This is a genomic window from Streptomyces sp. NPDC007991 (assembly GCF_042958445.1).
Lineage (GTDB): Bacteria > Actinomycetota > Actinomycetes > Streptomycetales > Streptomycetaceae > Streptomyces.
This window is the reverse complement of sequence record NZ_JBIBJD010000004.1, coordinates 339,638-360,238: the sequence shown is the minus strand read 5'-3', so window position 1 is coordinate 360,238 and position 20,601 is coordinate 339,638. Positions and strand designations below refer to the sequence as shown.

20 protein-coding genes are annotated in these 20,601 nt (G+C 71.9%); 19 read left to right on the top strand and 1 reads right to left on the bottom strand.

The features are described 5' to 3' along the window. Positions 1-57: 57 nt before the first annotated feature. Genes ACFZDA_RS13235 through ACFZDA_RS13225 form a run of 3 tightly spaced genes read left to right on the top strand, consistent with a single transcriptional unit; the run spans position 58 to position 2,784 of the window. Positions 58-846, top strand: coding sequence for an ATP-binding cassette domain-containing protein (locus ACFZDA_RS13235; protein WP_391080131.1), 789 nt, complete (start codon positions 58-60; stop codon positions 844-846). Beyond that, positions 833-1,729: an ABC transporter permease subunit gene (locus tag ACFZDA_RS13230; protein ID WP_391079353.1), complete on the top strand. Its 897-nt coding sequence runs from the start codon at positions 833-835 to the stop codon at positions 1,727-1,729. Before ACFZDA_RS13235 ends, ACFZDA_RS13230 begins: the two co-directional genes overlap by 14 nt. Then, positions 1,726-2,784 (top strand): LysR substrate-binding domain-containing protein, encoded by a 1,059-nt coding sequence (locus ACFZDA_RS13225; RefSeq protein WP_391079350.1) that lies wholly within the window; start codon positions 1,726-1,728, stop codon positions 2,782-2,784. The genes ACFZDA_RS13230 and ACFZDA_RS13225 overlap by 4 nt, the downstream gene beginning before the upstream one ends. Here the strand turns inward: ACFZDA_RS13225 and ddaH are convergent. Continuing rightward, the gene (gene ddaH / locus ACFZDA_RS13220; protein ID WP_391079347.1) at positions 2,747-3,607 is read right to left on the bottom strand and encodes a dimethylargininase; all 861 of its coding nucleotides are present in this window, start codon (positions 3,605-3,607) and stop codon (positions 2,747-2,749) included. The genes ACFZDA_RS13225 and ddaH overlap by 38 nt on opposite strands. A gap of 250 nt (positions 3,608-3,857) precedes the next feature. Between ddaH and ACFZDA_RS13215 the strand changes: the two genes are divergently transcribed. The 16 genes from ACFZDA_RS13215 to ACFZDA_RS13140 all read left to right on the top strand — a co-directional run bounded on the left by ACFZDA_RS13215 (position 3,858) and on the right by ACFZDA_RS13140 (position 20,582). Next, complete coding sequence (locus ACFZDA_RS13215; RefSeq protein WP_391079344.1) at positions 3,858-4,646, top strand: methyltransferase domain-containing protein; 789 nt, start codon at positions 3,858-3,860, stop codon at positions 4,644-4,646. Position 4,647: 1 nt separating this feature from the next. Then, entirely contained in the window at positions 4,648-5,946 is a 1,299-nt protein-coding gene (locus ACFZDA_RS13210; RefSeq protein WP_391079341.1) for an MFS transporter, read from the top strand. Between the two features lie 11 nt (positions 5,947-5,957). Beyond that, positions 5,958-7,310 carry a SidA/IucD/PvdA family monooxygenase gene (locus ACFZDA_RS13205; RefSeq protein WP_391079338.1) on the top strand — a complete coding sequence of 451 codons (1,353 nt, stop codon included), beginning with the start codon at positions 5,958-5,960 and terminating at the stop codon, positions 7,308-7,310. Positions 7,311-7,367: 57 nt separating this feature from the next. After that, entirely contained in the window at positions 7,368-7,727 is a 360-nt protein-coding gene (locus ACFZDA_RS13200; protein ID WP_391079334.1) for a cupin domain-containing protein, read from the top strand. Further along, complete coding sequence (locus tag ACFZDA_RS13195) at positions 7,724-9,316, top strand: class I tRNA ligase family protein (protein WP_391079331.1); 1,593 nt, start codon at positions 7,724-7,726, stop codon at positions 9,314-9,316. The genes ACFZDA_RS13200 and ACFZDA_RS13195 overlap by 4 nt, the downstream gene beginning before the upstream one ends. A gap of 6 nt (positions 9,317-9,322) precedes the next feature. After that, a complete protein-coding gene (locus ACFZDA_RS13190) occupies positions 9,323-11,383 on the top strand; it encodes an FAD-dependent oxidoreductase (RefSeq protein WP_391079329.1) in 2,061 nt (686 codons plus the stop codon). A gap of 465 nt (positions 11,384-11,848) precedes the next feature. Then, positions 11,849-13,888: an ATP-binding protein gene (locus ACFZDA_RS13185; protein ID WP_391079326.1), complete on the top strand. Its 2,040-nt coding sequence runs from the start codon at positions 11,849-11,851 to the stop codon at positions 13,886-13,888. An 80-nt stretch (positions 13,889-13,968) separates the two neighbouring features. Further along, on the top strand, positions 13,969-14,403 hold the full coding sequence (locus tag ACFZDA_RS13180; RefSeq protein ID WP_086564018.1) for a roadblock/LC7 domain-containing protein: 435 nt from the start codon (positions 13,969-13,971) through the stop codon (positions 14,401-14,403). Positions 14,404-14,405: 2 nt separating this feature from the next. Beyond that, positions 14,406-14,777, top strand: coding sequence for a DUF742 domain-containing protein (locus ACFZDA_RS13175; protein WP_391079323.1), 372 nt, complete (start codon positions 14,406-14,408; stop codon positions 14,775-14,777). Then, positions 14,755-15,384 carry an ATP/GTP-binding protein gene (locus ACFZDA_RS13170; RefSeq protein ID WP_391079320.1) on the top strand — a complete coding sequence of 210 codons (630 nt, stop codon included), beginning with the start codon at positions 14,755-14,757 and terminating at the stop codon, positions 15,382-15,384. The genes ACFZDA_RS13175 and ACFZDA_RS13170 overlap by 23 nt, the downstream gene beginning before the upstream one ends. Before the next feature lie 100 nt (positions 15,385-15,484). Continuing rightward, a complete protein-coding gene (locus tag ACFZDA_RS13165; protein WP_391079317.1) occupies positions 15,485-16,057 on the top strand; it encodes a GAF domain-containing protein in 573 nt (190 codons plus the stop codon). A gap of 184 nt (positions 16,058-16,241) precedes the next feature. After that, a complete protein-coding gene (tdh, locus tag ACFZDA_RS13160; protein WP_391079314.1) occupies positions 16,242-17,270 on the top strand; it encodes an L-threonine 3-dehydrogenase in 1,029 nt (342 codons plus the stop codon). Positions 17,271-17,305: 35 nt separating this feature from the next. Further along, the gene (locus ACFZDA_RS13155) at positions 17,306-18,499 is read left to right on the top strand and encodes a glycine C-acetyltransferase (protein ID WP_391079311.1); all 1,194 of its coding nucleotides are present in this window, start codon (positions 17,306-17,308) and stop codon (positions 18,497-18,499) included. Between the two features lie 31 nt (positions 18,500-18,530). After that, entirely contained in the window at positions 18,531-19,433 is a 903-nt protein-coding gene (locus tag ACFZDA_RS13150; RefSeq protein WP_391079308.1) for a LysR substrate-binding domain-containing protein, read from the top strand. Between the two features lie 46 nt (positions 19,434-19,479). Further along, on the top strand, positions 19,480-20,052 hold the full coding sequence (locus tag ACFZDA_RS13145) for a helix-turn-helix domain-containing protein (protein WP_391079306.1): 573 nt from the start codon (positions 19,480-19,482) through the stop codon (positions 20,050-20,052). Then, a complete protein-coding gene (locus tag ACFZDA_RS13140; RefSeq protein WP_391079303.1) occupies positions 20,049-20,582 on the top strand; it encodes a GNAT family N-acetyltransferase in 534 nt (177 codons plus the stop codon). Before ACFZDA_RS13145 ends, ACFZDA_RS13140 begins: the two co-directional genes overlap by 4 nt. Positions 20,583-20,601: the final 19 nt, after the last annotated feature.

Here is a 20,601-nt window from a genome sequence, read left to right as displayed (position 1 = left end):
CGAACGGCAAAGTCCCTCGTGACGGCCGAGGCGCCGCCGGCCCCGCAGGCGGTCCCGGTGCGGGCCTTGGCCGTCCCGCCCGCGCTGGAACTGCGGGGCGTGTCCAAGTCCTTCGGTCACCCGGGCGGCGACCAGCTCGTGCTCGACGACATCAGCCTGACCGTCGCACCCGGCGAGTTCGTGTGTCTCCTGGGCGCCTCCGGCTGCGGCAAGTCCACCCTGCTCGGCCTGGCCGCGGGGATCGACGAGCCCAGCGCGGGGACGGTCTCGGCGGTGGGCCCGCGCCCCGCGCTGATGTTCCAGGACCATGCGCTGTTCCCGTGGCTGACCGCCGGGAAGAACATCGAACTGGCCCTCAGGCTCAGAGGAGTTCCCCGGCGTGAGCGCCGGCCCGAGGCCGAACGCCTGCTGGGGCTCGTCCGGCTGAACGGCGCGTACGGCACACGGGTGCACGAGCTGTCAGGCGGCATGCGCCAGCGCGTCGCGCTCGCCCGCGCCCTGGCGCAGGCGTCCCAAGTGCTCTTGATGGACGAGCCGTTCGCGGCGCTGGACGCGATCACCCGCGACCTGCTGCACGACGAGCTGATCCGGGTCTGGCACGAGTGGAACCAGCCCGCAGGCAGCGCCCGCAGCCTGTCGGTGCTCTTCGTGACCCACAACGTACGGGAGGCGGTCCGGCTCGGCGGGCGGGTGGTGCTGCTGGCCTCCCGGCCCGGCCGCATCGCCCGCCAGTGGCGCATCGACCTGGCGTACCCGAGGCGTCTGGAGGACGAGGCAGTGGCCGAGAAGTCGAAGGAAATCACCGAAGAGTTACGCAAGGAAATCAGCCGTCATGCCGGAAGCTGACATCAGACGCCCCCCGGAGGCGGCCGACCTGGCCGGGCTGAGCACCGGGCTGGACGCCCTGCAGCGCACGACGCACAAGGACGGCGCCAGGCTGGGCAGGGTACTGCTGGGGCGTGTGGCTCCTCCGGCGGTGGCCTGCGTGCTGATCCTGACGGTCTGGGAGCTGGTCCACCTGTCGGGGGTCAAGCCGGACTACGTCCTGCCCGGCCCGCGCGCGGTGTGGGACGCCCTGGTGGAGCAGTGGTACCTGGGCACCACGCTGGGCGTGATCGGGCAGAGCGTCTCCCACGGAGCCCTCGGCTTCCTCGCGGCGGTCGCGGTCGGCACGCCGCTCGGACTGTTCGTGTGGAGTGTGCGCCCCGTCCGGACCGCGATCGGGCCGATCCTGACGGGTCTGCAGTCCCTGCCCTCGGTGGCCTGGGTCCCGGCCTCGGTCATCTGGTTCGGCCTGACGGACACGGCCATCTACGCGGTCGTGCTGCTGGGTGCCGTACCGTCCGTCGCCAACGGGCTGGTGGCAGGCCTGGACCAGGTGCCGCCGCTGTTCCTGCGGGCCGGGCGGACGCTGGGCGCACAGGGCGTGCGGGCGGTGCGTCACATCCTGCTGCCCGCCGCGCTGCCCGGTTACCTCGCCGGGCTGAAACAGGGCTGGGCGTTCTCCTGGCGGTCCCTGATGGCCGCCGAACTCATCGCGGGGTCACCGGAGATGGGGTACGGGCTGGGCCAGATGCTGGAGAACGGGCGCGTGGCGCAGGACATGCCCGCAGTCCTCGCGACGATCCTGCTGATCCTGTGCGTGGGCATCAGTGTGGACCTCCTCGTCTTCGCACCATTGGAGCGGTACGTGCTGCGTACCCGTGGGCTGCTGGAGCGTGCGCCGTGAACGGTCAGACCGTCTTCGAGGGCGAGGGCATCACCGCCGGCGACCTGCGCTCCCTGCGCTACTTCCTCGCCGTCGCCGACGAGTTGAGCTTCGGCCGGGCCGCGGTGCGTCTGCACATGACGCAGCCGGGGCTCTCCCAGGGCATCAAGGCGCTGGAGCGCCGGCTCGGCATGCCGCTGTTCGAGCGCGACCGGCAGAGTGTCGCGCTGACGGCGGCGGGCCGGGTGCTGGAGCCGAAGGCCCGCCAGCTGCTGGCCCACGCGGAGGAGTTCGATCGCTTCGCCAGTGTGCTGGCCGGCCGGCACAACGGGCGGCTCACCCTCTCCTTCTCCCGCTCGGGCGGCATCGGACTGCCGACCGAACTGACCCGCCGGTTCCGTGAGCAGTACCCCCACATGACCGTCGAGACCGCCACCGGGCACACCCACGCGAACGTGGAGAGGATCCGGATGCGCACGATCGACGTCGGCTTCGTACGGCCGCCGATCGAAGGCGACGACCTCCAGTGCTCCGTCATCGCCTACGACCGGGTGCTCGTCGCCGTCCCGGTCGGCCACCCTCTCGCGGACCGGCCGGGCGTCGCACCGGCGGACCTCGTCGGCGAGCCGCTGGTGTTCTTCCCGCGTGAGCGCAGCGGCCTGTGGGAGTCCATGCTCGGCGCGGTGTACGGACAGGGTGCCGCGCCGGAGATCAGCCGCCTGGAACCCGACGAGGCCCACATGCTGGCGGCCGTGGCGCAGGGCGCGGGCATCACCCTGGTCACCGAGCCGTCGGCGGCGCTGCTGGCCGTGCCGGGCGTGGTGTTCAAGCCCTTCACGGTGCCGGTCGCCGTGCCGATGGCACTGGCCTGGCGCAAGGACAACACCCATGCCGCGCTGCTCACCTTCGTGTCGTTCGTGCACGGTGCCGTCGGCCCGGCCGTGCCTCCTTCCGCCGCGGACACCGTCGTCGCCAGGCAGGACGGACACGGACGGGCGTCGGACGGTTTGACGGTTTCCCGGATCCCGCGCACCCGGGCTATGCGGGAACTGCGGCCCTCCGCGGCCCGGCGGTGAGCGGCGTGCGGATCTCCAGCGTGCAGCACTTGACGCCGCCGCCGGCCTTCAGCAACTCGGACAGGTCGACGCCCAGGGGATGGAAACCGTGCGCGCGCAACTGCTCGATCAGTCCGGTCGCGGCCTGGGCCAGGACCACGTTGTACCCGTCGCTGACCGCGTTGAGGCCGAAGACCGCCGCATCGGCGTCAGAGGCGATCAGCGCGTCGGGGAACAGGTCGCGCAGCACGGCGAGGCTGCCGGGCGAGAACGCGGAGGGGTTGTACATGATCTGGTCGTCGTCGAGCACGGCGAGAGCGGTGTCGAGGTGGTAGTAGCGGGGATCGGTCAGGGTGAGGCTCACGACCGGGCGCTGGAAGAACTCCTGGGCCTTCAAGTGGCCCGCCGGGTCCGAGCGGAAGCCGCTGCCGGCCAGCAGCCAGCGGCCGGTGACGAGGTAGTCGCCCTCACCCTCGTTCACGTGGTCGGACTCGCGCACCTCGGGGAAGCCGCCTGCGCGGAACCACGCGGCGTAGGCCGGCCCTTCGGCGGCGCGCTCCGCGTTGCGGAAGCGGGCGGCCAGCACCCGGCCGTCCACGACGGTGGCCCCGTTCGCGGCGAACACCATGTCCGGCAGACCGGGCAGGGGCTCGATCAGCTCGACGGTGTGTCCGAGCGCCACGTACAGATCGCGCAGTTCCTCCCACTGCGCGACCGCCAGCCGTTGGTCGACCGGTTTGCTCAGGTCCATCCACGGATTGATCGAGTAGGTGACGTCGAAATGGGTCGGCGGACACATGAGATAACGCCGCCTGCGAAACACGCGTGTGTGCTCTTCGCGCATCAAAGACTTCCTCCGGTGTGCCGACGAATTTCCTGTGAGGAGTAATGTGCAGCTTCGCATCGGGGGCTGTCCAATTCCTTCTCCTAATCAGCTCATAACGCGGCTCTATAGCGCGATCGAGTGGCCTGAGACTATTTCAGAAGTCGCTTGACAGGGTGCACGACGTGCTGCAATGGTCATAGTCAAATTTCACATGACAGCGGAGGTACGGGGCGTGGGAAAAGCATCAGCCCTGACGAACAGTAAAGCCGTGTCGGTTTCCGATGCGCGCATCGAAGCGGCCCTCGATGCCGGGGATCCGGATATCGGAACCCTGTGGGAACTGTGCATGCTCTTCGAGTTCGACCGTGAGGAGACGGCCGACGGAATAGCCAAGTGGCTGGGTCCCGCGGAGGGCCTTCGTATTCTCGACTGCGCCTGCGGAAGCGGCTTTCCCGCCCTGGAGCTGATCCGCCGCGGCTACGATGTCACCTGCACCGACGGCAGCGAACTGATGCTGACGCACTTCCGGCGCAACGCCGGCATCGAGGGCCTCGACGTCCGGCCCGAGCGCGTGCTGTGGGAGGACCTCCCGCGCCGGTACGCCGAGGGTTTCGACGTGGTGATGAACCGCGGCGGGGGCAACTACATCTACGCCGGCGCCTGGGACGACGAAGGGCTGGCCGACCAGGCCACGATGGCCGAGGCCATCGGGCAGTGGGTGGCCTGCGTGCGTCCCGGCGGGCGCTTCTACGTCGACATCACGCGTGCGGCGGACCTGGAGCGGCGCGAGGACCAGTCGGTCGTCCACCCCACCCTGCTCATCGGGCAGCACACCGTGGACATCGCCGAGACCATCTCGATCGACCGGTCCACGGGGATCCGCACCTGGTCGAGCCGTCTGACGCTGGACGGTGCCGACTGGGAGTTCCAGCGGCGCTCCCGCTACCTGCGCCACGACCAGCTCGTCGACATCCTCAAGGGCTGCGGCCTCACCGACGTGCGCAAGACGCCCGTCGCGGGCGAGTACTACGACATCTACACCGGAGTGCGTTCCTGACATGAAATTCCGGTCTCTGCACCCCAACCTCCGCGTGCGGATCGTCGTGGGATCCGTGCAGCGCTTCCTCCACGTCATGGTCATGCCCCTGATGACCGTGTTCCTGGCCGAGCGGTTCGGTGTCGCGGTGGCGGGTGCGATGGTCCTGGCCATCGCGGTGTGCGAGGTGTCGGGATCGCTGATCGGTGGCTACCTGGCCGACATCCACGGCCGCCGTCCGCTGCTGCTGGCGGGCGAGGCGGGTGTCGTCGTCGCGTACGCGACGATGGCGGTCGCCGCGATGCCCCGGTGGGAGAACGCCGGCGTCATCTACGCCGGTTTCCTCGCCGGGAGTCTCGCCTCCAATCTCGCGGTGCCGGCGAACGACGCGATGATCGTCGACGTCAGCACCCCCGAGTCACGGCAGTTCGTCTACACGATCAACTACTGGTCGATCAACCTCGCCCTCGCCTGCGGCGTGCTCATCGGCGGCTTCCTGTACGGGGATTACTTCCCCCAGATGCTCGTCGCCGTCGCCGTCGGATCGCTCGCCGTCCTCCTGGTCACGTTCTTCAGGATCAGCGAGACGGCTCCGGCCGGTGCGACGTCGGAGAAGACCGAGTCGGCGCGCGCCTACGTCCGCAGCTTCGCGTCCGGCTACCGCGCGGTCCTCGCCGACCGGCTCTTCTCGGCGCTGCTGATCGCGGCCACCCTGCGGATGGCCATCGAAGTGCAGATCAACTACTACATCAACGTACGGGTCAGCGAGACCTTCGAGGAGCAGCGGCTGTTCGGCTTCGGCTCCTGGGACGCCACCGTCGACGGAGTGGAGATCCTCGGCATCCTGCGCGCCGAGAACACGCTGCTGGTGGTCCTGCTCGCCCTGGTCGTCCACCGGCTGCTGCGCCGGATGAGCGACGGGCCGCGGCTGTACGCCGGCGTGATCCTGTTCACCGCCGGCTACATGGTGATGGCCGTGTCCGGCAACGGCTGGGTACTGCTGCTGTCCATGCTCGTCCTCACCGTCGGCGAACTGCTCAACGTGCCCGTGCAGCAGACCATGCTCGCCGACCTGGTTCCCGAGCGGTCGCGCACCAAGTACATGGCGGTCTTCAACCTCAACGTCCGCCTCGCCCTGCTCATCGCCTCCCTGTGCATGACCCTCGGAGCGGTCGTCTCGCGCTGGGGTATCGCGGTGCTGTACGCCCTCTTCGGGGTCGTGATCATCCTCAAGTACCGCACCATCCTGGTCGCGCGCGCCAGGGAGCGGGCCGCGCTCGACGCGGAGGGCTCCGAACTGGTGGGGCCGGCACACGACTGAAAGGCAAACACATGGATCCGTCGCGGACGGACAGCCCCGTCGTCGACGTACTGGGCGTGGGGTTCGGCCCGGCCAACCTGGCACTCGCCATCGTGGTCACCGAACACAACGAGACCGGCGAAGGACCGCCGCTGACCGCGGAGTTCCTCGAACGCAAACCCGCGTTCGACTGGCACGGCGGCATGCTCATCGAGGGCGCCACCATGCAGGTGGCCTTCCTCAAGGACCTGGCCACACTGCGCAATCCCGTCAGCCGGTTCGGCTTCGTGCCCTACCTGCACGCCCGGGACCGGCTCGTCGACTTCATCAACCACAAGGTCCTGTATCCGTCGCGGGTCGAGTTCCACGACTACCTCTCCTGGTGCGCGGGCCAACTGGACCACCTGGTCCGCTACGGCCACGAGATGGTCTCCGCCCGGCCGGTCGCCGAGGACGGGGTCGTCACCCACTTCGAGGTCGTCGCCCGCGACGCGGACCAGGGCGAACTGGTCGTCAGGAAGGCCCGCAACCTGGTCCTCGCCCCGGGCCTGGTGCCCCGCATGCCCAGCGGGCTGGAGGTCTCCGCGCACATCCGGCACAGCTCCACCACGCTGCACGACCTCGCGCGGCTCGACGCGTCGGGGCGCACCCCTCGACGGTTCGTCGTCCTGGGCGCCGGGCAGAGCGCCGCCGAGGTGGCCGACCACCTGCACCGCTCCTACCCGGCCGCCGACGTGCACGCCGTCTTCTCCCGGTTCGGCTACAGCCAGGCCGACGACAGCCCGTTCGCCAACAGGATCTTCGACCCCTCGGCCGTCGACGACTTCCACGCAGCGCCGCCGCAGGTGAAGGACACCCTCTTCGGCTACCACGCCAACACCAACTACTCCGTCGTGGACGTCGACCTCATCGAGGAGATGTACCGCCGGATCTACGAGGACAAGATCGTCGGCGTCGAACGCCTCAGCCTGCACAACGTCTCGGTGCTGCGCGACGTCCAGGAGTCCGACGACTCCGTCAAGCTGACGGTCCATCACCTGGCCTCCGGCCACAGCACCGACCTGGAGGCGGATCTGCTGGTGTGCGCCACCGGTTACCGGGCCGCCGACCCGCTGGACCTGCTCGGACCCGCCGGAGACCTGCTGGGCCGTGACGCGGAGGGCAGGCTGCTCGTCGAGCGCGAGTACCGGGTCGCCACCGCGGCGGAGGTCCAGGCCGGCGTGTACCTCTGCGGCGCCACCGAGCACTCCCACGGCATCACCTCCTCACTGCTGTCCAACGCCGCCGTACGCGCCGGCGAGATCCTCGGCTCCGTGCTCGACCGCGGACGCGCAGCCGACCCGGCCGTCGCACGGCAGGACGTGGCCCCGGTCTCGTCGCACTGACAGCGGGCCAGGACCGATGGACGCCCCACAAGCGCGTGCTGAGAGAGCGAGAGGCACATGATCAGGACGTTCCGTATCCACGAAGAGAACGCGGCCCAGGAGTTCGGCATGGCCTGCCAGCGCCTGGTGCCCTGGGCCGGACAGGACGAGGAGCCGCCCTTCGGCGCCATGGCCTGCTTCCTGCCCGCGGGAGACAGATCCGCACCCGACTGCCACGACCAGGACGAGGTGATGATCACCTTAGGCGGCCGTGGCACCGTCGACGTCGGCGAGGAGAGCGCCCCCATCGACACCGGCACGGTGCTGGTCATTCCCCGCAACCAGGCCCACACCGTGCACAACTCCGGTGACACCGGCCTCAGCTGGGTCTCCTTCTACTGGCCCCTGCACGAGCCGAAGAGCGGGGACGAGGCATGAGCGCGTCGACCACGACCTGGATCACCGCGACCCCGCCGACGCCCAACGGCGAACTGCACGTGGGCCACCTGGCCGGCCCCTACCTCGCCGCCGACGTGCTGCGCCGCTTCACACTGGCCGAGGATGAGCGCGTCCTGATGACCAGTGGCCTCGACGACCACCAGAGCTACGTCGCCGTGCGCGGGGAACTCGACGGACACACCGGCGAGGAGGTCGCGGACCTCAACGGCGAGCGCATCACCCGCGGCTGGCAGCTCGCCGGAGCCGACTTCGACCGGCTGATCGCGCCGCGCCGCGACCAGGGATACGCCGAGTTCGTCCAGGCGTTCTTCCAGAAGCTGTACGACAACGGCGTCCTGGTGCCCCGTACCCGCCCGCTCCCGTACTGCGTGCCCTGTGACCGCTGGCTCTACGAGGCGTACGTCTCCGGTGGCTGCCCGCACTGCGGCAGCGGCTCCAACGGCAATGCCTGCGAGCCGTGCGGCCGGCCCAACGACTGCGGCGACCTCGTCGATCCGCACTGCGTCGTGTGCGGCGCGGCAGCCGAACTGCGCCCCCAGACCCGCCTCTACCTGCCGCTGGCGCCCTTCGCCGACCGCCTGGCCCGCTTCTGGCGGGACACGCTCATGCCGCCGCACCTGCGCGGTCTGTGCGAGCGGATGCTCGGGGACGGCATGCCGGAGATCGCCGTCAGCCACCCCTCCGACTGGGGTGTCCCGGTGACCGTGCCCGGCTTCGAGGACCAGCGGATCTTCGTCTGGTTCGAGATGGCGCCGGGCTATCTCCTGCAGTGCGACCCCGACTCCGCCCGGCCCACCGTCGGTCCCGTCCAGTTCTTCGGCTTCGACAACGGCTACTTCCACGCCGTCCTCTTCCCGGCGCTCTTCATGGCCTGGGACCCGGAGACGCCGCTGGCCAGGGCGTTCGTCGTCAACGAGTTCTACCGGCTGGAGGGAAAGAAGTTCTCCACGAGCCGCCGGCACGCGGTGTGGGCGCTGGAGGCGCTGAAGGAGGGCGGCGCCGACGCCCTGCGCTTCCACGCGCTGCGTGACCGGCCCAACGGCCGCCAGACCAGCTTCAGCCACGGCGACCTCGCCCGGGCTCGCGAGCACCTGGACACCGAGTGGAACGGCTGGCTGAACCGCCTGGTCGAGGCCGTGCGCGCGGAGACGGGCGGCGTCGTCCCGGGCCAGCAACCGGCGGGAGACGGCTGGGAGTTGCTCAAGGCGCGACTCACCCGTCTGAGCGGCGAGCTGCGCGAGGCGTACTCCGTCGAGGGCTTCGACACCCGCCGCGCGGTCGCCCTCCTCGACGAAGTCGTCTCCTGCGGGGCCGACTTCGGGCATGTCCACCGCCACGAGCGGGAACGCCCCGCGGGCCGCGACGCGTACCGGGCGGCCCTCCGCGGCGAACTCGCCGTGGCATCGGCGCTGGCCGCCTGGGCGGCCCCGGTCGTCCCCGTGGGCGCCGCCCGGCTGAGCGAGGCACTGGGGCGGGAGCCCGCGCGGCGCGTGGACGCGGCGGCACTGACCCCGCCCCCGGCGGGTACGGTGCTCACGCTGCCGGACGGCCCGCTCTTCGGGAGCTGACGGCCGATGAGCGCAACGGAAGCGACGGGACGCCCCCGGGTGGCGGTGGTGGGGCCCTTCAGCGGGCCGCGGGCCGCCTGGGGCGAGCTCCTGAACAGCGCTGTCGACGCGGTGCGCCGGGCCCCGGTCGAGTGGCGGTTCTTCGACGACCAGGGTGACGCGGAGCAGGGCGACGTCAGGGCGCGCGAGGTCGTCGCCGACGGCGGGTTCGCCGCGGTGGTCGGCCACTTCAACAGTCTCGGTGCCCGCGGCGCTCTGCCGGTCTACCGGGAGCACCGGCTGCCGGTGCTGCTGCCGCTCGCCACGGCCCCCGGCCTGCTCGACGGGTCCGACGGCCTCGCGCTCAGACTGTGCTCCGACGACGCCGGGCAGGCCGCGGCCGTGGTGGCGGCCTGCCGCGAGCAGGGGCACGAGCACCTGGACGTGGTGCACGACGGTACCGGCTACGGGCTGCGGCTCGCCGGTCTCCTGCGGGAGGCCGCCGAACCGGAGATGTCCGTGGGCGTCCACGCGCAGTGGCCGCAGACCCCGGGGACGGCGGTCGCGCTGTGCGGTGTCCACCACGGGGCTGCCGCGCTGCTGCGGAGCCGGACGCCGCCGGCTCCCGGGCAGTGGGTCGTTGCGACCGACGACTGCGACATACCCGAGTTCGCCGAGCTCGCCGGGGCCGCCGCCGAGGGCGTGCGGGTGGCCCGGCTGACCGGCGGACCCGCGGCACGGGTCGTGGCGGCCTGCGCGGCGCTGGCCGGAGCTCTCGGCAAGCATCCGGAGCTCCGTGGTGAGCGGCTGGCAAAGGCGCTGCGGGGCGAACTGGCCTGGGCGCTGGACGCGCGGGGCGAGCCGGTGAAGGGCTCGCCCGGCGCCGGCTGGGAGGTGCTGCCCGTCGCCGCCCCGCCCTCACCTCGGGGACCCTTCGACGTGGCAGTGGTCGGCGCGGGTGTGGTCGGCCTGGCGACGGCGGCCGAAGTCGCCGAGCGGGGGCGGTCGGTGGTGTTGCTGGACGGCGCGGGAGACGCCGCCAGCACGGTGTCCGGGGCACTGGCGCGGGCCTTCGAGGCCGACGCCGCCGAGCGGGCCCGGGCGATCAGATCCTTCCAGTTGCTGTGGGGCAGCGAGGAGCGGGCGGCCGCTCATGGCTTCCGCAGGACCGGCGCGTTGGTCCTGTTCGGGCCCGGGGGCGGGACCGCCGCGGCGGAAGGGGCGGCCGAACTCGTCGCCGCGGGCCTGGCCGCCGAGGTCCTGGACATCGACGCCGTCACCCGCCGCTGGCCCCTGATCGACGGCAAGGGCCTGGAGGGCGCGGTTTGGGAGCCGGGCGGCGGGTACGCGGTGGCGGCCGTGACGCTGGCCGCGATGACGGACCGGGCCCGCCGTGCCGGGGCGCACATCGTGCACGGCCACACGGTGCGGACGCTGGCGGCCGACGCCGGTTCCGGAGTCGTGCTGGACGGTCGGCTGCACGCGGAGTCGGTGGTGCTGGCGGCGGGCTGCGGCACGCCGGAACTGCTCGGTGAGCACTGGCCGGCCGGGCACACCGCCCGCACCAAACGGATCCAGTACGCGATCTTCGAGCGGCCGCCCGGCACGGAGGGCGAACCGTTCCCCGTGCTGGTCGACCTGACCACCGGAATGTGGGCACGGCCCGACGGCCCGGACGCGGTGCTGGCCGGATTCCCGGTCGAGGAGTGGAACGTGCCGCCCACCGCCGACACCCCCCTGACGTCAGCTCAGATCGGCCTGCTCAGGGAACAGGTGGGTCCGCGGCTGCCGTTCCTGACCGCGGCGAGGGCGCTCACCAGCGTGCGCGGCCGCGATCTGTTCGTCGCTCCGGCGGCTCTTCTGGGACCCGTGCCCGGCCTTCCGCGCACCGTCGTGGCGGCCGGCTGGTCGGGCTCCGGCTTCAAGTCGGCTCCGGCGGCGGGGGAGGCGGCGGCCGAGACGGTGGCCGGGCCGGTGACCGGTGCCGGTCGGATGCGGCGAGCCATGGCCCAGACCGACACGGTCAGTGACGAACAGGGAGGGGTGGCCCGGGGTGCCGGGGACGCCGAAACGCTGTCGGCGGGCTGACCGCGGCCGGACGGCCGACGGGTGAAAGGCAGCGGCGAGGGCCGGGGGGACGAAGCCCCCCGGCCCTCGCCGTCTTCCCATGACCACTTCTGACCAGGTCGGATCGAACTCTTTCTCTTCTCGTAAGACGTGTGCCGGGGGTTTATCGGTCTGTCGTACGAGACCTCATACCAGAGCGGGACGCTCACCGTATGAGTTTGTCAACTGCCCACCGCACATGATGCGCTGGCGACTACTGTCAGTGGCCGTCGGGAACAGGGCGGATCAGGGAGCGGGGGCCGGCACGTGCAGGCGCAAGGCGGACGACGCAGTCGACGCGAAGGGGATCCCCGCTGCCCGCGCACGACCGACGAGGGCGAATCCGGCCGGATGGCCCAGAGTGCGCCGACGCGGCCGCGTGAGCCCGGTCGTACCACCGCAAGCCCCCCTGGCACCCAGGACCGACGGACCAGTACGAGGACACCGATGTCTCACCTCCGCGCCCCGGGCGCACGCGCAGACCGCCGTGAGGGCGGGCGGCACGGGCGGCCTGCCGCCCGCACCGCGCCCGCGCCGCACGAGACCCATATACGGCCCCAGCTGCTGCGTCTCGCCGTGCTGCCGCCCGTCGCCGTCGCCCTCAGCGGCTGTGCCGCCGTCCTCTTCACCGTCCGGTCCACCGGGGCGCGGCCGGGGCCGACGCTGTGGGCCGTGCTCGCCGGGGCGGTCTCGGTGACGCTCGTCGGCATCGTCGTCGCCGCGGTGGCCGCCGACCGGGCCGCCCGGTCCGTGCACGACCGCATCGGCGTCCTGCGCCGCACCACCGCGCGGCGCGAGGCCGACCTGCGCACCCTGGTCGAGGCGCTGCGCCGCGGCGACGGACCGCCGCAGCCCGGCCCGCAGAGCAGTCCACGCGGCGGCCCCGCCGAAGGCGCCGACGACTTCGAACTCCTCACCGCCGACCTCACCCGCGCCCACGACGGCGCGGTCACCGCCGTCGTCCAGGCCTCGCAGCTCTCCAGCCAGGCCGGCAGCGAGCAGAAGCTCGAGGTGTTCGTCAACCTCGCCCGGCGTCTGCAGTCGCTGGTGCACCGCGAGATCTCCATCCTCGACGAGCTGGAGAACGAGATGGAGGACCCCGACCTGCTCAAGGGGCTCTTCCACGTCGACCACCTCGCCACCCGCATCCGCCGCCACGCCGAGAACCTCGCCGTGCTCGGCGGGGCCGTCTCCCGCCGTCAGTGGAGCAACCCGGTCTCCATGACCGAGGTGCTGCGCTCCGCCATCGCCGAGGTGGAGCAGTACTCGCGGGTCAAGCTCGTGCCGCCGATCGACGGCACCCTGCGCGGACACGCCGTGGCCGACGTCATCCACCTGCTGGCCGAACTCGTCGAGAACGCCACGGTGTTCTCCGCCCCGCACACCCAGGTGCTGCTGCGCGCGGGCCTCGTCACCTCCGGGCTCGCCGTCGAGGTCGAGGACCGGGGACTGGGCATGCCCCTGGAGGAGCAGACGCGGATGAACGCCCTGCTCGCCGACCCGGACCAGGTGAACGTCGCGCGGCTCCTCGCGGACGGCCGCATCGGGTTGTTCGTCGTCTCGCAGCTGGCCCGGCGGCACGGCATCACCGTCCGCCTCCAGAGCAACATCTACGGCGGAGTGCAGGCGGTGCTCGTCGTGCCGCAGGCGCTGCTGGGAGCGGAGGCGGGCGCGCCCGGGGGCACGGGGCGGTCCGAGGGCGGGGCGGGCGGTACGGATCGTCCGGCCGTACCGCTCCGGCAGACCCGGCAGCAGGGACAGGCCGGGCGGCACGGTTCCCGAGCCGAGGGGGCCGAGGGAGCCGTGTCAGGGGTCTCGCCGGTGTACGGGTCCTCGTCCGGGTCGGGCGCCGCCTCCCCGACGTTGCCCTCGGTTCCGCAGACCGTCGTCGCGTCCCGGGCACACCAGCAGGAGGCCGAACGGGCCTCCTGCACAAGCCCGCAGAGCGGCCGTCCCGCGCCCCTGCCCGTGCGCGGGACCCATCGGGAGCGGCCCAACCCGGCCGAGGCGAGGCCCGGGATCAGCCCCGACGACCGGCGCGTCCTCGCCGAGAACGTCACCACGCCGCCCACCCCGGGCAACGGCATGGTCCGCGGCACCATGGGCAAGCCCCAACTGCCCCGCCGCCGTGCCCAGGAACACATCGTCCCGCAGCTGCGCGACGGTCCCACGCCGCGCCAGGACCCCGAGCTCCTCGTCGGCCACGATCCCGGCCTGATGGCGGCCTTCCAGCGCGGCATCAGCCTTGCCGAGGCCCAACAGCACATGGAGGCCGGGACCATGGAGTGGGGCGACACGGACCAGTCGACGCACAGGGAGCCGTCGACCCCGCTTCACCCGATCCCCTTGGAGCCGGTGCACACCGAGTCCCTCCCCACCCTGGACGCGGCCCGCATAACCGAGGCGCGCGGCGCACGGGACGGTGCGACCGCGTCCCGCCCCGACCACACCACCACCCGGCACGACGGGAGCGCACCCGCCGGATGACCACCCCCGTTTCCACCCCTGGTTCCACATCCACCCCCAGCGCTCCCGCAGACCTTCGTACCCCAAGGAGTCGATCCACCATGGCGAGCGATGCGCCGACCGCCCATGTATCCGATCTCGACTGGCTGATGAGCGGCCTCGTGCAGCGCGTACCGCACACGAGCGCCGCGGTGCTCCTGTCCTGCGACGGGCTCGTGAAGTCCGTGCACGGCCTCGACCCGGACAGCGCCGACCACATGGCCGCCCTGGCCTCCGGTCTGTACTCCCTCGGCCGCAGCGCCGGCGTCCGCTTCGGCGACGGCGGCGACGTCCGGCAGGTCGTGGTCGAACTCGCCTCGACCCTGCTGTTCGTCACCACCGCCGGCTCCGGCACCTGCCTGGCCGTCCTCGCCGGCCGCGAGGCCGACGCGGCCGTCCTCGGCTACGAGATGGCGATGCTGGTCAAGAGCGTCCGCCCGTACCTGGTCACCGCTCCCCGCCAGCAGTCCGTCGAATCCCCGGCGATGAGGCCTTGAGGGTGGCGGCGGCCGGTGACGGGCCCTGGCTCGACGACGCGGCCGGGCGGCTGGTGCGCCCGTTCACGGTCAGCAACGGCCGCACCCGTCCCACCGTCGTGCTCGACCTGATGTCGCAGGTGATGGCCACTGGGGCGACCCCCCTCGGCTACCTCGGCCCCGAGCACGCGCAGGCACTCGAGCGATGCAGAGTGCCCGTCGCCGTCGCGGAGGTCGCCGCCCATCTGAAGCTGCCGGTGGCCGTCACCAAGGTGCTGCTGGCGGACCTCGTCGACTGCGGGGCGCTGACCACCAAGCCCCCCGCGTTCCACCACAACCCGACGGACCGGGCCCTTCTGGAGGCAGTGCTCGATGGACTACGACGACAGCTCTGACTACACCGACGGACCGGCCCACGGCGCCGACCCGTTCCCCACCGCGCTGAAAATCCTGGTGGCGGGCGGGTTCGGCGTGGGCAAGACGACCTTCGTCGGCGCGGTCAGCGAGATCGCCCCGCTCAGCACGGAGGAACTGCTCACCACCGTCAGCGCCGCGACCGACAACCTCGACGGCATCGAGAACAAGGTCGAGACGACCGTGGCCATGGACTTCGGCCGCATCACACTCGACCCGAAACATGTGCTGTACCTGTTCGGCACCCCCGGACAGGAGCGGTTCTGGTTCATGTGGGACGAGTTGTGCGAGGGCGCCCTCGGGGCGGTCATCCTTGCCGACACCCGCCGCCTCCAGGAGTGTTTCGCGGCCGTCGACTTCTTCGAACAACGCGGCCTCGGCTTCATCGTCGCCGTCAACGAGTTCGACGGCGCCCACCGTTACGACCCGGAGGAGGTGCGCGCGGCCCTCGACCTGTCCGAGGAGATCCCCGTCGTGTGCTGTGACGCCCGGATCTCCAGCTCCGGGGTCCAGACCCTGGTGACTCTCGTGCGCCACCTCATCGCCCATGCGCCCGCCCACGCGACCGGGTACGGAGCCCACATGTGAACGCCACAAGCGATCCGCACATGTGATCCGCACATGTGACCCCCCACCACCCGCCAGGGAGCCCGTATATGACGCATGCCCACAGTCCGGGAGGACGCCCATGAGCTACGACCCGCCGCGCCCGGCCGGTCGTCTGCTGCTCACACCCGAGGACAAGGAGGCCCCCGCCCGCGTCGGCCGACTGCGCCTGCTGGGCCTGGGGGAGCATCCCGAACCCGCACTCGACGCCTTCGCGCACCGCCTCGCCGAGCTCACCGGTGCGCCGTACGCCATGGTCAACTTCCCGGACGAGCGGGGCCAGTTCTATGCGGGCCTGTACGTTCCGGCCGTCGCGCCGGTGGTGCGGAGCGACGGCACCAGTCCCCGGATGGGCCGTACCCTGCCCCGCGACCATGGCTTCTGCCCCCATGTGGTGGTGCGACGCAAGGCCCTGGTCCTGGAGGACGTCCACGACTATCCGCGGTTCGCGGGCAACCCGGTGGTCGACGAGTTCGGTATCCGCTCCTATCTGGGAGCACCGCTCATCGACGGTACGGGCCTGGTGCTGGGCACGGTCAGCGTCGCCGACGTCGGGCCCCGGCCGTGGGGGAAGCCGGGCCTGGCGGCCATCAAGGAACACGCCGCGCAGCTCGTCACACAGCTGGAGGGCCGGGACGGCACGCTGCCCTACTGACGCGCCCCGCGTTTTCGCAGCGTACGCGGGGGGCGTGAAGGAAAGCTGAGGCGGCGCTTAAGAAAACCTCGATGGACCGGTACGGCCGGCGTACGGCAGATTGCTGGGCGTTCCCACTCCTCTCCCGGCCCAGGGGCTCCTTCGGTATGCCCGGAGCCGGGACTCACCCCCAGGAGCCGTAGCGGTGAAGGCGCTGGTCAAGCAGAAGGCGGAGCCCGGGCTGTGGCTCGCGGACGTCCCGGAGCCCGCCGTCGGACCGGGCGATGTACTGATCAAGGTGCTGCGCACCGGTATCTGCGGCACCGACCTGCACATCAGGGCCTGGGACGGCTGGGCGCGGCAGGCGATCCGCACTCCGCTCGTGGTCGGGCACGAGTTCGTCGGCGAGGTCGTCGAGACCGGGCGGGACGTCACCGACATCGCCGTGGGCGACCGGGTGAGCGGCGAGGGCCACCTGGTGTGCGGCAAGTGCCGCAACTGCCAGGCCGGCCGCCGTCACCTGTGCCGGGCCACCATAGGGCTGGGGGTGGGCCGGGACGGGGCGTTCGCCGAGTACGTCGCCCTGCCCGCCGCCAACGTCTGGGTGCACCGGGTGCCCGTCGACCTCGACGTGGCCGCGATCTTCGATCCGTTCGGCAACGCCGTGCACACCGCGCTGTCGTTCCCGCTCGTCGGCGAGGACGTGCTGATCACCGGAGCGGGCCCGATCGGGCTGATGGCCGCCGCCGTGGCCCGGCACGCGGGCGCCCGCAACATCATGATCACCGACGTCAGCGAGGAGCGGCTGGACCTGGCCCGCAAGGTCGGGGTCAGCCTCGCGCTCGATGTCGCGGGAGCCACCATCGCCGACGGGCAGCGCACGCTCGGCCTGCGTGAGGGTTTCGACATCGGCCTGGAGATGTCCGGCCGCCCCGAGGCCATGCGGGACATGATCGCCAACATGACGCACGGCGGCCGGATCGCGATGCTCGGCCTGCCCGCGCGGGAGTTCCCCGTCGACTGGGCCCGGATCGTCACCTCGATGATCACGATCAAGGGCATCTACGGCCGCGAGATGTTCGAGACCTGGTACGCGATGTCCGTGCTGCTGGAAGGCGGCCTCGACCTCGCGCCCGTGATCACCGGCCGGTACGGCTACCGCGACTTCGAGGCGGCGTTCGCCGACGCGGCGAGCGGCCGCGGCGGCAAGGTCATCCTCGACTGGACCGCGTAACTCCCTTTCCCCGCAAGCATCTCAGGAGCCCTCTCATGTTCGACTCCGTGCGCGACGACCTGCGCGCCACCCTCGACGAGATCCGCGCCGCCGGCCTGCACAAGCCCGAGCGCGTGATCGGCAGCCCGCAGTCCGCCACCGTCAGCGTCACCGCGGGTGGCCGACCGGGCGAGGTCCTCAACTTCTGCGCCAACAACTACCTCGGCCTCGCCGACCACCCCGAGGTCGTCGCCGCCGCCCACGAGGCCCTGGACCGCTGGGGCTACGGCATGGCCTCCGTCCGCTTCATCTGCGGCACGCAGGAGGTGCACAAGGAGCTGGAGGCCCGGCTGTCGGCGTTCCTCGGCCAGGAGGACACGATCCTGTACTCCTCCTGCTTCGACGCCAACGGCGGCGTGTTCGAGACGCTGCTCGGCCCCGAGGACGCGGTCATCTCCGACGCCCTCAACCACGCGTCGATCATCGACGGCATCCGGCTGTCCAAGGCCCGCCGCCTGCGCTACGCCAACCGCGACCTCGCCGAGCTGGAGGCCCGCCTGAAGGAGGCCTCCGACGCGCGCCGCCGCCTGATCGTCACCGACGGCGTCTTCTCCATGGACGGCTATGTGGCGCCGCTGCGCGACATCTGCGACCTCGCCGACCGCTACGACGCGATGGTCATGGTCGACGACTCGCACGCCGTCGGCTTCGTCGGCCCCGGCGGCCGCGGCACGCCCGAGCTGCACGGCGTCATGGACCGCGTCGACATCATCACCGGCACGCTCGGCAAGGCACTCGGCGGCGCCTCGGGCGGCTATGTCGCCGCCCGCGCCGAGATCGTCGCGCTGCTGCGCCAGCGTTCCCGGCCGTACCTCTTCTCGAACACGCTCGCCCCGGTGATCGCGGCGGCCTCCCTGAAGGTGCTCGACCTGCTGGAGTCGGCGGACGACCTGCGCGTCCGGCTCGCCGGGAACACGGCCCTGTTCCGCGGCCGGATGACCGGGGAGGGCTTCGACGTCCTCCCCGGTGACCACCCCATCGCCCCCGTGATGATCGGGGACGCGGCGGTCGCCGGGCGCATGGCGGAGCTGCTGCTGGAGCGCGGCGTGTACGTGATCGGCTTCTCGTACCCGGTGGTGCCGCAGGGCCGGGCCCGGATCCGCGTCCAGCTGTCGGCCGCGCACTCGGCCGAGGACGTCAACCGCGCGGTCGACGCCTTCGTGGCGGCCCGGGCGGAGCTGGATGGCTGAGAACCGTCGCTGACCTGAGAGAATCGATCGCATGATCGAAGCGCGGCGGCTCCACATCCTCCGTGCGGTGGCCGACCACCGTACGGTGACGGCGGCTGCCGCCGCGCTGTACCTCACCCCGTCGGCCGTGTCCCAGCAGCTCGCCGCGCTGGAGCAGGAGACCGGGCACCGGCTCGTCGAGCGCGGCGCCAAGGGCGTACGCCTCACCCCCGCCGGCGAGATCCTGCTCAGCCACACCAACGCGGTCCTCGCCCAGCTGGAGCGGGCCGAGGCCGAGTTGGCCGCCTACAGCTCGGGCGCGGCCGGCACCGTCACGGTCGCCTCCTTCGCGACCGGCATCGCGCTGGTCGTCGCACCCGCCGTGGCCCGCCTCACCGAGTCGGCGCCCGGGATCCGCATCCGCGTCCAGGACGCCGAGGGCGACGCCAGTCTGCCGATGGTGCTGGACCGGCAGGTCGACGTCGCCGTCGCCGTCGAGTACCGGGGCGCCCCGGCCGCCGACGACCCGCGGCTGACCCACGTACCGCTGTACTCCGAGCCCTTCGACGCGGTCGTCCCGGTCGCTCACCGCCTGGCCGGGGCGGCGGAGATCCCGCTCGCCGAACTGGCCAAGGACGCGTGGATCGGCCCGTACCCCGGCAACCCCTGCCACGACGTGGTGGTCCTGGCCTGCGAGAACGCCGGCTTCCAGCCCCGCATGGAGCACTCCTCGGACGACTTCCGCGCGGTCGTCGCCCTCGCCTTGGCCGACGCGGGCGTCGCCCTCGTGCCGCGCTCGGCGCTGCGCGGCATGGACCTCGCCGGGGTGGTCGTCCGCCCCGTCGACGGCACGGCGCCCACCCGGCGGGTCTTCGCCGCGGTGCGAAGGGGAGCCGAGGGGCATCCCCTGATCCGCCCGGTGCTGGACGCGCTCGGGGCGGCGGCCCGGGTGTGAGGATTCGTTCACGCGGTCGTCTCACATCCGGGATATCGTCCCATATATGAGAAGCGACGACGCGGGCGCGATCGACACCCGGCTGGGCGCCCGCCTGGCCGCGCTGCGGACCGAACACGGCTACTCCCTGGGCGAGTTGGCGGACCGCAGCGGAGTGAGCCGGTCCACACTGTCCCGGGCCGAGCGGGCGGAGATCAGCCCCACGGCCTCCCTCCTGAACCGACTGTGCGCCGTCTACGGGCGGACCATGTCCCAGCTGCTCAGCGAGGTCGAGGCCGAGCCGGCCCCCGTGCTGCGGGCCGCAGACCAGCCCGTCTGGCAGGACCAGGCCTCCGGCTTCGTACGACGGTCCGTGTCGCCGCCGCACCCCGCCCTGCGCGGCGAACTCGTCGAGGCCCGCCTCTCGCCCGGCGCAGACATCGCCTACGACCGTCCGCCCGTCACCGGCCTCGAGCAGCACATCTGGGTCCTGGAAGGCGCCCTCGACGTGACCGTGCGGGACACCGCACACCACCTCGTCACCGGCGACTGTCTGCGCATGCGCGTGTGGGGCCCGACCCGGTTCCGGTGCGGCGCTGACGAGGGCGTCCGGTATCTGCTGGCGGTGGTGCGGCCGTGATCGTCGAGCGCCTGGACGCGGCCCGACTCTCCGGGGACAAGGGCGGGTTGGCGGATCTGCTGGTCGACACCGTGAACGGTGGTGCCTCGGTCGGCTTCCTCGCCCCGCTCGACCGGGCGGAGGCGCTCGCCTGGTGGGAGGAACGGGCGGACGACGTGACAGCGGGACGACTCGCCGTGTGGGCGGCGTACGACGGGGGCCGGGTGCTGGGCACCGTGAGCCTGGCCTTCCCTCGCAAGCCGAACAGCCGTCACCGCGCCGAGCTCGTCAAGCTCATGGTGCACAGGGACGCCCGCGGCCGTGGCCTCGGACGCCGGCTCCTGACCAGGGCGGAGGGTGCCGCCGCCGAGGCCGGCATCACGCTCCTGCACCTGGACACCGAGACCGGCAGCCCCGCCGAGCGGCTGTACCGGTCCGCCGGCTGGACGGCGATCGGCGCGATCCCCGACTACGCGACGAGCCCCGACGGGCGGCTCCGGCCGACGACGATCTACTACAAGCACGTACCGGCAACCGCTCTCACCAGGTGATTGTCAGTGGCAGCCGATA

Coding starts and splice junctions, on each gene's coding strand:
- ACFZDA_RS13155 (WP_391079311.1), top strand. CDS start 17,306: ATGTTCGACTCCGTGCGCGACGACCTGCGCGCCACCCTCGACGAGATC.
- ACFZDA_RS13200 (WP_391079334.1), top strand. CDS start 7,368: ATGATCAGGACGTTCCGTATCCACGAAGAGAACGCGGCCCAGGAGTTC.
- ddaH (WP_391079347.1), bottom strand. CDS start 3,607: ATGCGCGAAGAGCACACACGCGTGTTTCGCAGGCGGCGTTATCTCATG.
- ACFZDA_RS13190 (WP_391079329.1), top strand. CDS start 9,323: ATGAGCGCAACGGAAGCGACGGGACGCCCCCGGGTGGCGGTGGTGGGG.
- ACFZDA_RS13180 (WP_086564018.1), top strand. CDS start 13,969: ATGGCGAGCGATGCGCCGACCGCCCATGTATCCGATCTCGACTGGCTG.
- ACFZDA_RS13210 (WP_391079341.1), top strand. CDS start 4,648: ATGAAATTCCGGTCTCTGCACCCCAACCTCCGCGTGCGGATCGTCGTG.
- ACFZDA_RS13230 (WP_391079353.1), top strand. CDS start 833: ATGCCGGAAGCTGACATCAGACGCCCCCCGGAGGCGGCCGACCTGGCC.
- ACFZDA_RS13170 (WP_391079320.1), top strand. CDS start 14,755: ATGGACTACGACGACAGCTCTGACTACACCGACGGACCGGCCCACGGC.
- ACFZDA_RS13205 (WP_391079338.1), top strand. CDS start 5,958: ATGGATCCGTCGCGGACGGACAGCCCCGTCGTCGACGTACTGGGCGTG.
- ACFZDA_RS13150 (WP_391079308.1), top strand. CDS start 18,531: ATGATCGAAGCGCGGCGGCTCCACATCCTCCGTGCGGTGGCCGACCAC.
- ACFZDA_RS13195 (WP_391079331.1), top strand. CDS start 7,724: ATGAGCGCGTCGACCACGACCTGGATCACCGCGACCCCGCCGACGCCC.
- ACFZDA_RS13185 (WP_391079326.1), top strand. CDS start 11,849: ATGTCTCACCTCCGCGCCCCGGGCGCACGCGCAGACCGCCGTGAGGGC.
- ACFZDA_RS13165 (WP_391079317.1), top strand. CDS start 15,485: ATGAGCTACGACCCGCCGCGCCCGGCCGGTCGTCTGCTGCTCACACCC.
- ACFZDA_RS13145 (WP_391079306.1), top strand. CDS start 19,480: ATGAGAAGCGACGACGCGGGCGCGATCGACACCCGGCTGGGCGCCCGC.